Annotated in this window: 13 protein-coding genes; all 13 read right to left on the bottom strand. The window is 65.2% G+C overall.

Annotated features, from left to right (window positions below):
- Positions 1-4 precede the first annotated feature (4 nt).
- The 13 genes from GGD66_RS32145 to GGD66_RS32085 all read right to left on the bottom strand — a co-directional run bounded on the left by GGD66_RS32145 (position 5) and on the right by GGD66_RS32085 (position 13327).
- Entirely contained in the window at positions 5-1237 is a 1233-nt protein-coding gene (locus GGD66_RS32145) for a flagellar hook protein FlgE (protein ID WP_018318456.1), read from the bottom strand.
- Positions 1238-1327: 90 nt separating this feature from the next.
- Positions 1328-1909: a transglycosylase SLT domain-containing protein gene (locus tag GGD66_RS32140; protein ID WP_092253760.1), complete on the bottom strand. Its 582-nt coding sequence runs from the start codon at positions 1907-1909 to the stop codon at positions 1328-1330.
- Positions 1860-3182: a flagellar hook-length control protein FliK gene (locus GGD66_RS32135; RefSeq protein WP_183260459.1), complete on the bottom strand. Its 1323-nt coding sequence runs from the start codon at positions 3180-3182 to the stop codon at positions 1860-1862. The genes GGD66_RS32140 and GGD66_RS32135 overlap by 50 nt, the downstream gene beginning before the upstream one ends.
- Positions 3179-4357 carry a chemotaxis protein gene (locus GGD66_RS32130; protein ID WP_183260456.1) on the bottom strand — a complete coding sequence of 393 codons (1179 nt, stop codon included), beginning with the start codon at positions 4355-4357 and terminating at the stop codon, positions 3179-3181. Before GGD66_RS32130 ends, GGD66_RS32135 begins: the two co-directional genes overlap by 4 nt.
- Positions 4354-5667, bottom strand: coding sequence for a MotB family protein (locus tag GGD66_RS32125; protein ID WP_183260454.1), 1314 nt, complete (start codon positions 5665-5667; stop codon positions 4354-4356). The genes GGD66_RS32130 and GGD66_RS32125 overlap by 4 nt, the downstream gene beginning before the upstream one ends.
- Before the next feature lie 6 nt (positions 5668-5673).
- Complete coding sequence (locus tag GGD66_RS32120; protein WP_092253766.1) at positions 5674-6366, bottom strand: hypothetical protein; 693 nt, start codon at positions 6364-6366, stop codon at positions 5674-5676.
- On the bottom strand, positions 6363-7988 hold the full coding sequence (gene fliF, locus GGD66_RS32115) for a flagellar basal-body MS-ring/collar protein FliF (RefSeq protein ID WP_018318450.1): 1626 nt from the start codon (positions 7986-7988) through the stop codon (positions 6363-6365). Before fliF ends, GGD66_RS32120 begins: the two co-directional genes overlap by 4 nt.
- Positions 7989-8306: 318 nt before the next feature.
- On the bottom strand, positions 8307-9218 hold the full coding sequence (locus GGD66_RS32110) for a flagellin (protein ID WP_183260452.1): 912 nt from the start codon (positions 9216-9218) through the stop codon (positions 8307-8309).
- A gap of 263 nt (positions 9219-9481) precedes the next feature.
- Positions 9482-10387, bottom strand: coding sequence for a flagellin (locus tag GGD66_RS32105; protein ID WP_028145737.1), 906 nt, complete (start codon positions 10385-10387; stop codon positions 9482-9484).
- Between the two features lie 241 nt (positions 10388-10628).
- The gene (gene fliP / locus GGD66_RS32100; RefSeq protein WP_018318447.1) at positions 10629-11369 is read right to left on the bottom strand and encodes a flagellar type III secretion system pore protein FliP; all 741 of its coding nucleotides are present in this window, start codon (positions 11367-11369) and stop codon (positions 10629-10631) included.
- A complete protein-coding gene (locus tag GGD66_RS32095; protein ID WP_183260450.1) occupies positions 11366-11809 on the bottom strand; it encodes a flagellar basal body-associated FliL family protein in 444 nt (147 codons plus the stop codon). The genes fliP and GGD66_RS32095 overlap by 4 nt, the downstream gene beginning before the upstream one ends.
- Before the next feature lie 42 nt (positions 11810-11851).
- Positions 11852-12559 (bottom strand): flagellar basal body L-ring protein FlgH, encoded by a 708-nt coding sequence (gene flgH / locus GGD66_RS32090; RefSeq protein WP_092253771.1) that lies wholly within the window; start codon positions 12557-12559, stop codon positions 11852-11854.
- Positions 12560-13327, bottom strand: a complete 768-nt coding sequence (locus GGD66_RS32085; protein ID WP_183260448.1) for a MotE family protein — start codon at positions 13325-13327, stop codon at positions 12560-12562.
- Between the last annotated feature and the right edge of the window lie 8 nt (positions 13328-13335).

The raw sequence follows: 13335 nt of genomic DNA, 5'->3' as shown, positions 1-13335 counted from the left end.
GAATTCAGCGCTTCAGGTTGACGACGACGTCTAGCAGGTCGGCGCCCGTCTGGAACGATTTCGAGTTGGCGGTGAAGCCGCGCTGCGCCTCGATCATCCCGGTGAGCTCGTCCGCGAGATCGACGTTAGAGTCCTCCAGCGCACCGGACTGGACCGTGCCGAGCCCGCCGGTGCCGGCATTCCCGGCCTGCGCATTGCCGGAATTCATGTTGGTCGAATAGACGTTACCCGGCTCGGGCGTCAGATTGTCGGGGCTCGCGACGTCGGCGAGCATGATCGTGTAGAGCGTCAACTGCTGCCCGTTCTTGAGGATCGCCGTCACGTGGCCCGCCTCGTCGACATCGACCTTGTCGATCGCCGCGGGGACGCTGCCGTTGACGGTGGCCTTGAAGCTGAAGTCGGCTCCAACCTGCGTCATGTTCGACAGGTCCATGGTCATCGCCGCGCCGCCCGGGACCGTGAACGTAAGGCCCGTCGGGCTCGCCGCGGCCAGCGCGCCCTTTCCGGTCGCGGTGGTGTCGAAGGTGAAAGTGGTGGCGGCGGCGAGCGAGGTGCCCGTCGCGGAATTGTAGACCTGAACCTGCCAGGTATCCGAGCCGGCCGCCGTCGCGGTGTGGGACATATAGACGTCGAGCGTAACGGCCTGACCGATATTGTTGTAGGCGACGATCGAGCTTTTCGACGAATATGACGCCGGACCGGGCGGACCAGCAATGACAGCCGCCTTCGGATCGAGATTGCCGGTCGTCAGGGTGCCCGCAGTCGACGGCACCGGCACCTGCGAGACCTGGGCGATGTTCACGATCTGCATTCCAGCCAGGCTGTTCTGCGAAAAATTGGTCACTTTACCGGGCTGGCCCAGAAGGTAGTAGCCGGCCGCGTTGACGAGGTTGCCCTGAGCGTCCGGCACGAAGGAGCCGGCGCGCGTCAAATATTGCTGCGTGTTGGTGGCGTTCGAGACCACGAAGAAGCCGTTGCCCTGCACGGCAAGGTCGGTGGACGAGGTCGTGAACTGGGTATGTCCGGCGTCGCTGATGGCGTAACGGACGGTCGTCTCGACGGCGCCGGAATCGTAATTGCCGGAGCCGCTCTTCAGGATCAGCGAGGAGAATTCGGTCGAAGCCCGCTTGTAACCGGTGGTGTTGACGTTCGCGATGTTGTCCGAAACCGTCGACAGCTTGTTGGACTGCGCGCTCATACCGGAAACGCCGGTGCGCATAACACCATACAGGCTCATGAAGTGGGCTCCTTTGGTAGGTTGCAGTTACAATGGGGGATCTTGCTTGCGCGGGGCTGATGGTTCGGAACCATGCACAACTTCACGTCGTCATGTCGTTTTCGGCTGACAGAACGAGCGTGCCTTGTCGGTCCAGGCGCCGAAACCGCTCGACACGAGGTGCGCCACGATGTGACAGACATAGCGCTTCTGCGCCGGCTGGTTGTTGGGCCCGGCATTGTAGCGAGCCACCGCCATGGTCCAGCTGCCCTCGCGCTGCTTCAGCTCTTTCAGGAAGCGCGCGGCATATTCGACGTTCTTCGCGGGATCGAACATCGCGCGCACCGAGGCGAACTTGTCGCCGTGATAGTAGTGATTGATCTGCATGCAGCCGAGATCGATCAGCTTGATGCCCTTGCCGCGCATGGCCTGGAAATTTGCGATCGCATCATCCATGTCCCTGGCGAACACGGTCTGGCCGTCGGCGCCGAGGGCATAAGGATGCAGCGCGCCGCGGCGGCCGGTCTCGGTGAGACCGACTGCGTAGAGAATGCCGAGCGGAATCCCATGCTGCTGGGCCGCGCGCGCCATCTCGCGTTCGCAGGGGCGCGCGACGTCGGTGGCCGCGTCCGCGGCGCCCGCATTACAGATAAACAGGGCCGCGACGATTCGGCTGACCCACGTCCTGGTCATGACGCGTCTCCTGGCTGGGCTGGCGTTCCTGGCGGGCCTGTTTCGCGCCGCCATCGGATTGCCCCGACGACGTGCCTGCGCCACCGAACGCACCTTGCGACTGCGACGAGGGCTGTTGCTGGCCCGAGAGCTGCGGCTGCGACTGGCCGGAGCCGCTCTGGAATCCATCCAGCGAGCCGTGTTGCACGGGCGCGACGTCGGCGACATAACCCGCCGTCTGCATGAGATCGCGGATCTGGTCGCGCTGCTGGTCCAGCATCTGGCTCGTGTCCTTGCGCGCGGCCGCAAGGTGGACGGACACTTCGGTGCCGACGAGACGAAGGCGCACGGTGACGTTGCCGAGCGCCGGCGGCTCGAGATTGATGGTCAGGATCTTGAGCGGCTGATCCGGCGCATTGGTCTGGGATGCTGCGAGATCGGGCGCTGCGGACGCCGCCGGGGCTGCGGAGTCCTTCAGCTCGGCGACGACCGCATTGGCGACCTGTTGCGGGGCGTTGAACTGCGCCGGGGGCAGATGGGTCTCCTGCTGGACCACGGTGACCTTGGTCGTCTCGGGCAATGCATCGCGCGTCGAGACCTTGGCGGCGCGTTCGACATTGGCCGTGACCGCCTCGAAGCCTGATGTCGCGGGCATGGCTTTGGCTGAAGCATCGCTGCCTGGCTGTGCGGCCGCGGCTTGCGATACATCGCCTTGTGCACGCGCGCCGGTCGGAACGGCAGAAGACGGCGCGGAATCCGCTGTCGTTGCCTTCGCCAAGCCTGTGGCCGCAACTTCGCGCTTCGTCCCGGATGAGCGCTCGTCGCGCGCGGGCACGTCTTTCCTGTCGCCCGACGGCAACGGCATTTGCGGCTTCGCGGCGGCAACGAGATCCTGTCCCGCGATCACGGGAGCGTTCGGGCGGTTCGAAACGTCCGGCTTCGGATCATGGCCGACCGGACTTTGCGTCTCCGACGATTTGTCGGTCGTCTGGTCGCCGGCCTTGAGCACGTCGGTCGCCTCGGTGCGCTCGTCCGTCTCGTCCTTCGACTTGTCCTTGCCCGCTGGGTGGGCCAGACGCGTGCGCAGCGCTCCGGCCTTCGCCGTCGTATCGCTGCCCTCATCGTTGAGTGCCTGCTTGGCGAGGTTCGAGACGGTGTGGAGCAGATCGTTGAACGACAAGCCAGCCTGCGATTTGGCCCCGGCGCTCTTTGCCGAACGCGACGTGCCGCGGATGTTGAGGCTCTCGGCGAGACCCGAGAAGAGCTGTCCGGAGGTTCCACTGAGCTTGGTCATGGGCGGCGGTCCCTGGTAAGGAGTTCGAGTTCGCCGAGCTGCTTCTGCGCGCGCGCGAGCGTCACGGTCGATGACGCCAGATCGAGACGCGCCGGCGTTGCCGGAGGCTTGTCGGCCGAGGCGGCGGATCCGCCCGGAAACGGCTTGCGAACATCGAGCGCGAGCTGCACCGTGGCATTCATAAGGGGCACGTCGCGCTCGGGCAGCTTCGACCGGTCGACTGCCTTCAGCTCGGCAAGACCGCCGTCATATTCGTCGGTGAGCGCTCGCGCGGCGCCGCGGAAGAAATGCGCCCGCTCGCGATCCGCCGAGGCGTCGGCGCTGAGCGTCAGCGCCCGCTCGCTGGCAAGCCGCGTCACGGCCATCTGCCCGCGCACCATCGCCGCGCGCGCGATCACGAGATAGAGCTTGAGGCGACTCGCGCGATCAATCTGCTCGAGCAGCGCCGCGATCCGCGCGAAGCGGCGATCGTCGAGCGCCAGACTCGATTGCGTCAGGCCCGAGGAAAAGCGCTGCCAGAAATCGCCAGCATAGATCGAGTTGCGGTAATGGCGGATATAGGCCAGCGCCAGGAACTCGAACTTGTCGAAATCCTCCGCCTGCCCCACCAGCAGGATCTCGCGCCGCAACGCCGCCTCCTCCACCAGCGTACCGGGCAGGAGCAGGCGCGCGTCGTCCAGACGCTCGATCGCCAGCGATGCCTCGGAACGCGCGAACAACGCGCCCTGGACCAGCGCGACCTGTCCGCCGAGGCCGGAGGACAACGTCCGCGGCTTGACGTCCTTGAGCAGCTCCCGCGCTTCCTCCTGACGGCCCTCGACATAGGCGAGCGCGCCGTTGAACAGCCGCTCGTCGACGTTCATCTTGTCGCGCGGCAACTTGCGGACGATTTGCGGCGCGCCGCCGCTGAGCAGGTAGATGACTGCAGCCTGGCTGTTCTGCGCATTGCTCCACACGTCCGGATCGGCGGCGAGAAACTTCTCTCCGATCTGCCGGATCAGCGCGACGTGGCTGCCATGCGCGGCGGTGTCACCGTTGGCGATGCCGTCCTGCACGGCTTGCAACGCGCGGACGAGCTCATAGGGCTCGCCCGACTGGCGCGCGGGTTGTGCGAGCGCGTTCGCTGCCGTGAACGGCAGGAGCAGCAGGACGGCGCAGAGGAGCGGCCTGATCAAGGGCGCTTCTCACGGATCAGGATCTCGATTCGGCGGTTCTGAGCAGCCGCCGGATCGCTCGGAAGCTTCGGCCGGCGGTCGGCATAGCCTTCGACATGCTCGATCCGCTGCGCGTCGACACCGGAGCGAACCAGCATGTAATAGGCCATCTGCGCGCGGGCGGTCGACAGCCGCCAATTGTCGTAAGTCTCAGAACGATACGGCCGATTGTCGGTATGGCCGCGGACGATGATCATGCCCTGGCGTTTCGTCAGCAACGGCCCGATCTTGTCGATCACGCGGATCAGCTCGGGCCGCGGCTCGGCCGAGCCGACTGCAAACATGCCGAAGCTCGCATCGTCGGTCAGGCTGATCAGGAGGCCCTCCTCGACCTGACGCACCTCGGCCGCCGGCCCGGCGCCCGCCTTGATGTCAGATAGCGCGTCCGCGATCGCCGCCTGAAGCTGCTTCACGGTCGGCTGCTGGGTTTGCGCCGCATCGCGCGGCTCAGACTCCTTCGTCGTATCGTTGGGACGCGCCTGCGCGGCGGCGTTGGCTTGAACGCTCGCTTGCGCGCTGCCCTCGCGCGGGGCTTGCGCCGGCGCAGGCCCCGGCGGCAATAGCGGCGACAGGTTTGCGGACGACGCATCCGCGTTCGGCGCCAGGCTTCCGCCGGCATCGTCCGCCTTGGCACCACGGGCCTGCGGCTCGCCCTGATTTGTGCCTGAGGCGCCGTCGCGCGCGGAGGCATTCGGCTTGGGCTCGCTCTCGATCATGCGATCGGCATCCTTGGATGCTTGCGGCGCCAGCTTCCAATAGCCGGGATCGAAGGGATCGCGGTAGGCGTCGCCGCCCTTGAGACCATCCTCTTCGGCGGACGTCAGCGCGCCGGCGCGCCGCTGTCCCGTGGACTGGTTCGCGCTGTTCGCGATCTCGGAGAGCGTCGCATAGGGATCACGGAACAGGACTTTCTCTTCATAGGAGGCCGGCTTCTCGGCTGTCGGCGAGTCGCCGCGACGTTCCTCGTTCGAGCCGGCCGGCTGACGCTTGCCGTCCTGACCTTCGAACGAGGTCGGCTCCTTCTTGGAGAGATTCTTCAGGCCCTTCGGCGCGGGGGCATTTTCCGCGAGCTGGATCGGATTGAAATAACTCGCGACGACCTGCTTCTGATCCTGGTTGAGCGCGTTGAGCAGCCACATGACCAGGAAGAACGCCATCATTGCGGTCATGAAGTCCGCATAGGCGATCTTCCACACGCCGCCGTGATGCGCCTCCTCAGCGAAGGCGCTGCGCCGGCGGACGATCACGAGTTCATGCTTGACCTCTTCCATGGCGGGTTACCGGCGTGCTTCCTTCAGGCGCTCGCTCCAGGCCGTGATCTGCGTCTCGATCACGGTCTGGTCGGCCACGACGCGAACCTCCAGGGTGTCGGCAGCCTCGTACTCGATGCCGGTGCGCCTAGACGCCTCGAGCTGCGTCTTCACGAGGTCGAGCAGCTCGCTCGGGCCGGTGACCTTGAACGCCGGCACCGACGAGTTGCCGGTCAGCGCCGCGATTTGCTCGACCAGCGATCCGATCGCCTTGTCGCGGACCGCCTCGGTGAGGAACGGCAGCAATATTCGCGCCACGGAGCTTGCAATGTTGGTCTCGATCTCGCGGCAAGCGGTCTCGAAGCCGCTGACGATCGCGACCGCCTGCTGGTCGGACCATTTGGCGCGCTCCTCGCCGAGCCGGATCGCGCTGCGGACGCGCTCCTCGGCAAGCCTGGCGTCGCCTTCCGCGACGCCGGCCGCATGGCCGCGGCGGTAGGCATCGTCCAGGACATTGGCCGGCGGCGCTTCCGCCTTCGGCGCCGGAGACGGCGACTGCGGCAGCGGCTGCGAATGGGCCTGAGGCTGCTGCGGAGCCTCGCGCATGACCTCCTTCGGCCTCGTCAGCACGTCCTGGATCCTGGGCGGCGGAGGCGGCGGTGATTTGGCCCGGCCGTTCGCGTCGAACTGCGTCAGGAATTTTCCGATTGCCGCGTTCATGCCGCCTCCTCGCGTCGCATCCAGTCTTTAAGGATCGCTGCGGCCTGCGCCTGGTCGAGCCGGACGATCTGCTCCAGTCGCTTCTGCGGCGTTCGCTGCATCTTGCCTTCGAGATCTTCGACGAGATTGAGCTCGGGGTCCTGACTCTCGGCCAATGCAAGGGCCGCGGCAGCCTCGATCTCAGCGGCCTCGGCGGCCTCCACCTGCTCCTGCTCCGCGCGATGGGTCAGAATGCCGTTGACCGCCGGCCGCAAGCCGAACCAGACCAGCATCGACGCGACGGCCAGGATCGTCACCGCGTTGATGACGCTGCCGAGCTGCTTGTTGATCATCTCGACGAAGCTGATCGGCGGCACCGGCGCCAGCTCGCGCGAGCCCTCGATGAAGTCGACGGCCGTCACCTGGATCTGGTCGCCGCGCTGCTTGTCCAGTCCGCCGGCCGTCGCCGCGAGCTGGCTGATCTCGGCGAGCTTGCTGTCGACGATGGCCTGGTTGCTCTTGTCGCCGAGATCGGCGACCAGCCGCGCCCGATTGACCAGGACGGCGATGAAGAGCTTCTTCACCGAATAGCCGTCGCTCACCGTCGTCGTGGTCTTGGACGAGACCTCGAAGTTGGTGACGTCCTCCCGGCGGGTCTTGTCTTCGCTGGAGTTCTTGCCGCCGCCGGCGTTGACCTGCTGATCGGGAAGGTTCTGCTGCACCGTGGTCGGCGTCGAACGGTCGGCGTTCTGCGAGGATTCCTTCTCGCGCACGTTCCGCACCGAACGCTCGGCCCGGCTCTCCGGATCGTAGACGGTCTCGTTGATCTGCCGCTTGTCGGTGGAAAGCTGCGGCGCGACGCTGACCTCGAAATTGTCGAGGCCCAGATACGGCGTCAGCGCCTTGCGGATGTTCTCCTGCACCATGCCGCCGACCGTCTTCTGCAGGCTCGCCATCTTGGTCGGGGCGGCGCTCGCCTCGTCCTCCTCGGCGAGCAGCATCGAACCATCGGCATCCAGCACCGTCACCTTGTCGCGGTTCATGCCCGGAATGGCGGCGGCGACGAGATGGCGGATCGACTGCGCGGTGCGGGCCTCGATCGCGCCATCGGTGCGCAGCACGACCGATGCCGATGGCGGCTGCTGCGTCGCGCGAAACGAGCCGCGCACCGGCAGCACGATATGCACCCGCGCCGCCTTGACGCCCTTCATTAACTGCACCGTGCGCGCGATCTCGCCTTCCAGCGCCCGGAGCTTGGTGACCTCCTGCATGAACGAGGTCAGGCCGAGCGAGCCGATCTTGTCGAACAACTCGTAGCCGGAATTGGCGCTGGTCGGCAGCCCCTTCTCGGCCAGCAGCATCCGCGCCTGCATGGTCTGGCTCGGGCGCACCGAGAGCGCGTCGCCGGCGGTATTGACGTCGAAGGTGATGTTCTGCTCGCGCAGCGCGGCGCCCATGCGCGTCACGTCTTCGCGGGTGAGGCCGGTATAGAGCGTCTCGAATTCAGGCCGGCTCAGATAGTACGCGCCGCCGACGACGGTCACGAGAACGGCAAAACCGATCAGGCCCAGGGCCATCAGGCGTCGCGGCCCAAGCTCCAGCAGATTGTTGAGCAGTTGCTGTACCTGCGCACGACTGAGCATATGACCTCGTACCAATGCGAACGTACGGGACACTCCGCTGCCAACCTTGTCTGAAGGTTGCGCGAGGACACGAATGTGTCAGTTCGCAGGCGAGGCGTTGCAATTTTACAAGAAGGCCTATTTTACAAGAAGCCCTGACAAGGCAATCGGGCCAGCGGCTACGTGCGCCGGGACGCATGGCCGCACGATCGGCTGCGGCGTATCGCATGAAATTCAACGGCGGGAGATCGATTGCGGGCGTCTTGTGCCGCCACCTCCGCCGGTCACGGCGGGGACCGTGCTCCCTTAAGGGAGCACGGTCGTTTTCGAGAGCGCCGCTTAGCCGCGGAACAGCGACAGGATGCTCTGGCTGTTCTGGTTGGCGATCGAGAGCGCCTGAACGCCGAGCTGCTGCTGGGTCTGCAGCGCCTGGAGCCGGGTCGATTCCGCGTTCATGTCGGCGTCGACGAGTTGGCCGATACCGCGATCCACCGAGTCCATCAGCGACTTCACGAACTCAGTGTTGTTCGAGATGCGGTTCTTGATGGCGCCGAGGTTGGCGGCGGACTGGCTGACCGTGTTGATCGCGGTGGTGACCTGCGCGATGTAGCCGTCGAGGATGGTCTGGTCGGCCGTCGAGTCGGTCAGCGAACCGATACCGATGGTATTGACCGACGCGCTGCCGGACACCGTGTCCAGGATACCACCCGTGGTCGCGGTATAGAGCGAGTAGTTGGCGACCGTCACCGTGATGGTGTTGATCGTCGGCGTGCCGCCGACGCGCGAGAACGACGACACCAGGTTGACGGTGGTCGGCGTGGACGCGTTGGTGCTCAGCCAGTTGACGCCGTTGAACGTCGCCGCGTTGGCCACGTTCTTCATGTCCTGCTGGATCTGGGTGATTTCGGCCTGGATCTTGGTGCGGTCGATGCCGGCGGTCTTGGCTTCGACCAGCAGCGCCTGGAGCTTGGTCAGGCCGGAGTTCTGGTCGCCGATGACCTTGTTCAGAGCGGTGTATTCGGTGTCGACCGTCGCAGCCGACAGACCGAGCGAGTCGGAGACGGCGGAGAGCGCGGCGTTGTCGGCGCGCATCGAGGTCGCGATCGACCAATAGGCCGAGTTGTCCGAAGCGGTCGAGACGCGCTGGCCGGTGGAGATGCGGTTTTCGGTGGTCTGCAGGCTGGCGCTGACATTCCGGAGGGTCTGGAGCGCAGTCATTGCAGCGGAGTTGGTAAGCAGGCTGGAAGCCATCTTTGATGTCCCTTTGAAAGCAGATTGGATGGGGACATACCGGGCTTGCACCGGTACGACAGGGCGGCATCATGCCTTTGGGCTGCGGAAATGCGCGTAAACCCAATCCGTCGTAACGGCCAGACTAGCCGGCGAAGCTTGTGCGGGGCTTGTGGCACTGTGCCCCCGCGGCAACAGGGCAGCCGAAATGACGGTGCGCGGGTCAGGCAAACGAAAGGGCCGCGCTTCGCAAGAAGTGCGGCCCTCCCGAGATCGTCGAAGGCTTAGCGGAACAGCGACAGGATGCTCTGGCTGTTGTTGTTGGCGATCGAGAGCGCCTGAACGCCGAGCTGCTGCTGGACCTGGAGGGCCGCCAGACGGGTGGACTCCTGGTTCATGTCGGCGTCGACGAGCTGGCCGATACCGCGGTCCACCGAGTCCATCAGCGACTTCACGAACTCCGAGTTGTTCGAGATACGGTTCTTGATGGCGCCGAGGTTGGCGGCGCCCGAAGACACCGTGCCGATCGCTGCGGTGACCTTCGCGATGTAACCATCGAGAATGGTCTGGTCAGCAGCCGAGTCGGTCAGCGCACCGATGTTGAGGCTGTCGACCGACGCGCTGCCGCTCACCGTGTCGAGGATGCCGCCCGTGCTCGAGGTGTACAGCGAGTAGTTGGCGACGGTCACCGTGATCGAGCTGGTGGTCGGCGTGGAGCCGACACGCGAGAACGACGACACGAGATTGACGGTCGTCGGCGTGGAGGCGTTCGTGCTCAGCCAGTTGACGCCGTTGAAGGTCGCCGCGCTTGCGACGTTCTTCATGTCCTGCTGAATCTGGGTGATTTCCGACTGGATCTTGCTGCGATCGATACCGGCGGTCTTGGCTTCGACCAGCAGCGACTGCAGCTTGGTCAGGCCGGAGTTGCTGTCGCCGAGGACCTTGTTCAGAGCGGTGTACTCGGTATCGACGGTCGCGGCCGACAGACCGAGCGAGTCGGAGACGGCGGAGAGCGCGGCGTTGTCGGCGCGCATCGAGGTCGCGATCGACCAGTAGGCGGCGTTGTCGGCGGCGGTAGCCACGCGCTGGCCGGTGGAGATCCGGCTCTGCGTGGTCGAGAGTTGCGAGCTGACAGACCGCAGGGTCTGGAGCGCGGTCATGGCGGACGAGTTCGTGAGCAGGCTTGACATTGCGAATGTCCCTTTATGTACGCGTTACATTTTCATCAGGGGACATACCGGACTTGCACCGGTACGGAGGGGCGGCATCATGCCTTTGGACTGATGTGGGTGAGGTCCAACCCGCCGTGACGCCTTGCTAACACGTCGAATCTTGCCGGCGAATTAAGATCGACCTTAATTCCGTAGCAATATCATATGGTTAATATTACTTTCCGCTAACCATAACGCGCTGGGCCGACGTTCGCCGCCGTTACGAGAACGACCGCACCAGTCCGGAGGCGAGCAGATTCCAGCCGTCGATCAGCACGAAGAACAGCATCTTGAACGGCAGCGCCAGGATCGTCGGCGGCATCATCATCATGCCCATCGACATCGTCAGCGTCGCCACGATCATGTCGATGACGAGGAACGGCAGGATGATGAGAAATCCGATCTCGAACGAGCGCCTCAGCTCGGAGATCATGAAGGCCGGGATGATGACGCGCAAATCGACGCGCTTGTCGTCGAACTTCTTGCGAAAGCTCTCCGCGGCGAGCGACTCGAAGGTCTGGAGATCCTTGTCGCGGACATGGGCCAGCATGAACTCGCGGAACGGATCGGTGATCTTCAGATAGGCCTGCTCTTCCGAGATCTCGTTCTTCATCAGCGGCTGCACGCCGGTCTCCCAGGCGCGATCGAAGGTCGGCGCCATCACGTAGAAGGTCATGAACAGCGCGAGGCTGATCAGCACCAGATTGGCCGGCGTGGTCTGCAGGCCGAGGCCGGCGCGCAGGAACGACAGCGCCACCGCAAATCGCGTGAAGCTCGTCACCATGATGAGCAGGCCCGGCGCCACCGACAGCACCGTGATCAGCGCCATCAGCTGGATGATCCGGCCGCTGGTCGAGCCGTTTCCGGGCGGCAGCAGCGAGTTGAGGTCCGGAATCTGGGCGAGCGCCACTTCTGGCAGCACGACCAGGACCAACGCGAGCAGCAGGATTTTCACTCTCACTGAATCACCAGAGTCTCAATGATCAATTCGCGCACCTTGCCCGACGAGCGGATATTGGCGCGCTCGGTCAGGTCGTCGCGCAGATGCTGAAGCCCGCGCGATCCCTCGAATTGCGTCACCGTCGCCGACCGCAGATAGGTGACGATGTCCTCGCTGATGTGGGCGGCCAGGATGCCGGCATCCTCGTCGCTCATGCTCTCGGTCACCATGGAGGCCTCGATGCGGGCCCAGTTGTTGGCCGGCGCAGCGAGGTTGGTCACGATCGGCGACAGCTTCCTGAGCCGCGCGCTGCCGGCGTAGCTCGAGGCAAGCGGCGGCGGCGTGGCGGTTTTCTTCGCGTCGACGACGCGCTCGGCGGCCGCAAACAGATGCAGCCCGGCCAGCGCGCCCGCACCGATCGCGACAAGGGTCAGCACCACGATGGCCGCAATCAGGCGCATCACGTCCCCTGCCCTCGCGGCGCGGCCAGACCGGCGCGGACTTCAGAATGGTGCCACGGCGTCATAGATCCGATGTCCCCATCCAGGCTGCTGCACGTCGGACAGATTTCCGCGACCGCCATAGGACACGCGGGCCTCGGCGATCTTGTCGTAGGAGATCGTGTTGGCCCGCGAGATATCGCGCGGACGCACGATGCCGCCGACGTTGAGCACGCGCATCTCCGTGTTGACGCGAAACTCCTGCGAGCCGCTGATCATCATATTGCCATTCGGCAACACGTCGGTGACGATGGCCGCGATCGAGAGCTTGATGTCCTCGGTGCGATCGATCTGGCCATTGCCCTTGATCTGGGTGTTGGTGCTGAGATTGGCGTTGGTCGATCCCTTGTCGCTCCACCCTGCGACGTCCATCAGCCAGTCGAGCCCGAACTTGACCTGCGAATCGCGCGAGCGACCGGTCTTGTTGTCGAGCTTGGCCTTGTCCTGCATCGAGATGATCACCGTCACGACGTCGCCGGTGCGCCGGGCGCGGGGATCGCGGTAGAGGTCGGTGCCGTCGTCCCAGGTCGAGCGATAGCTGACGGGCGTGCGCATGCGCGGCGTCACGGGAATCGGATCGGCCTGGGTCCGGAGGCCGCTGCCGACCGGCGACATTTGCGGGCCGGTCAGGACCTCGGACGGATCATGGAAGCATCCGGCCAAAGGCACGGACGCCAGCACGAGCGAGAGGATGAGGATCGGCTTCTTCATCTATTTGGTCTTTCCGTCATCCACGCGACGCATTCCGCCGAGCAGGTCGGCGAGGTGCGCCGCGCGTGCCGTATCCATCTCGTTGAAGATCGCGCTCGAATTCCTCGGGCTGAGCTTGGCGAGCACGGCGGCGGCGGTCTCGTCCGCCATGCCGGCAATCTGGGTCGCCGCAGCTTCGGGCTTCATGCGCGAATAGATCTCGACGACGCTGGCTTCAGCCTTCTTCAGGAAGTCGTCGCGCAACGCCATCCACTTCTCGTATTCGACGCGCTTGGCCTCGACCTCGGCGATGCGCTCGCGCAGCAGGCTCTCGGCCTTTTCCAGCTCCTTGAGCTGCCAGGCCAGCCTCGCATCGACGGCGGGATCGGCGACGTTGCTGCAGAACAGAGCCACTTCGTTGTCCGCGGATACCGCGGCCTGTGGCGGCGCAGGTTTCAGCGGTGCCGTGACGCTGCCGGGCTTGGCCGGACGTGCCGGTGGTGGTGCAGGTGCAGCCGCTGGCGTCTGGGAAGCAGGCACCGCGCCGGTGGTCGCGGGTCCCTGGTCTTCGGCCGCCCATGCCGTCGCCCGGATCGACGCATTGTCGCCAGGCATCGCCGTGACCGGCTGCGGCTTCTGCGGGCCGGAGGCGCGGGCGCGCGCGAAGGAGAGCAGATTGAGCGGCTTCGATTGCTTGGCCTCATCCAGGGCCAGCACGGGCGATGCGCCCGCGAGCACGGATGCCGCAACCAGCAGGAAGAGTTTGGCTTTGTGATCCAGCTTCAGCATCGGGCCGC

The sequence above is a fragment of the Bradyrhizobium sp. CIR48 genome, from assembly GCF_014198315.1.
Classification (GTDB): domain Bacteria; phylum Pseudomonadota; class Alphaproteobacteria; order Rhizobiales; family Xanthobacteraceae; genus Bradyrhizobium.
This window is presented reverse-complemented; position numbering and strand designations above follow the sequence as displayed.

Excerpts from the sequence above, each read along its gene's own strand:
- GGD66_RS32145 (WP_018318456.1), bottom strand. The coding sequence starts at position 1,237 with ATGAGCCTGTATGGTGTTATGCGCACCGGCGTTTCCGGTATGAGCGCG.
- GGD66_RS32140 (WP_092253760.1), bottom strand. The coding sequence starts at position 1,909 with ATGACCAGGACGTGGGTCAGCCGAATCGTCGCGGCCCTGTTTATCTGT.
- GGD66_RS32135 (WP_183260459.1), bottom strand. The coding sequence starts at position 3,182 with ATGACCAAGCTCAGTGGAACCTCCGGACAGCTCTTCTCGGGTCTCGCC.
- GGD66_RS32125 (WP_183260454.1), bottom strand. The coding sequence starts at position 5,667 with ATGGAAGAGGTCAAGCATGAACTCGTGATCGTCCGCCGGCGCAGCGCC.
- GGD66_RS32120 (WP_092253766.1), bottom strand. The coding sequence starts at position 6,366 with ATGAACGCGGCAATCGGAAAATTCCTGACGCAGTTCGACGCGAACGGC.
- fliF (WP_018318450.1), bottom strand. The coding sequence starts at position 7,988 with ATGCTCAGTCGTGCGCAGGTACAGCAACTGCTCAACAATCTGCTGGAG.
- GGD66_RS32110 (WP_183260452.1), bottom strand. The coding sequence starts at position 9,218 with ATGGCTTCCAGCCTGCTTACCAACTCCGCTGCAATGACTGCGCTCCAG.
- GGD66_RS32105 (WP_028145737.1), bottom strand. The coding sequence starts at position 10,387 with ATGTCAAGCCTGCTCACGAACTCGTCCGCCATGACCGCGCTCCAGACC.
- GGD66_RS32095 (WP_183260450.1), bottom strand. The coding sequence starts at position 11,809 with ATGCGCCTGATTGCGGCCATCGTGGTGCTGACCCTTGTCGCGATCGGT.
- flgH (WP_092253771.1), bottom strand. The coding sequence starts at position 12,559 with ATGAAGAAGCCGATCCTCATCCTCTCGCTCGTGCTGGCGTCCGTGCCT.
- GGD66_RS32085 (WP_183260448.1), bottom strand. The coding sequence starts at position 13,327 with ATGCTGAAGCTGGATCACAAAGCCAAACTCTTCCTGCTGGTTGCGGCA.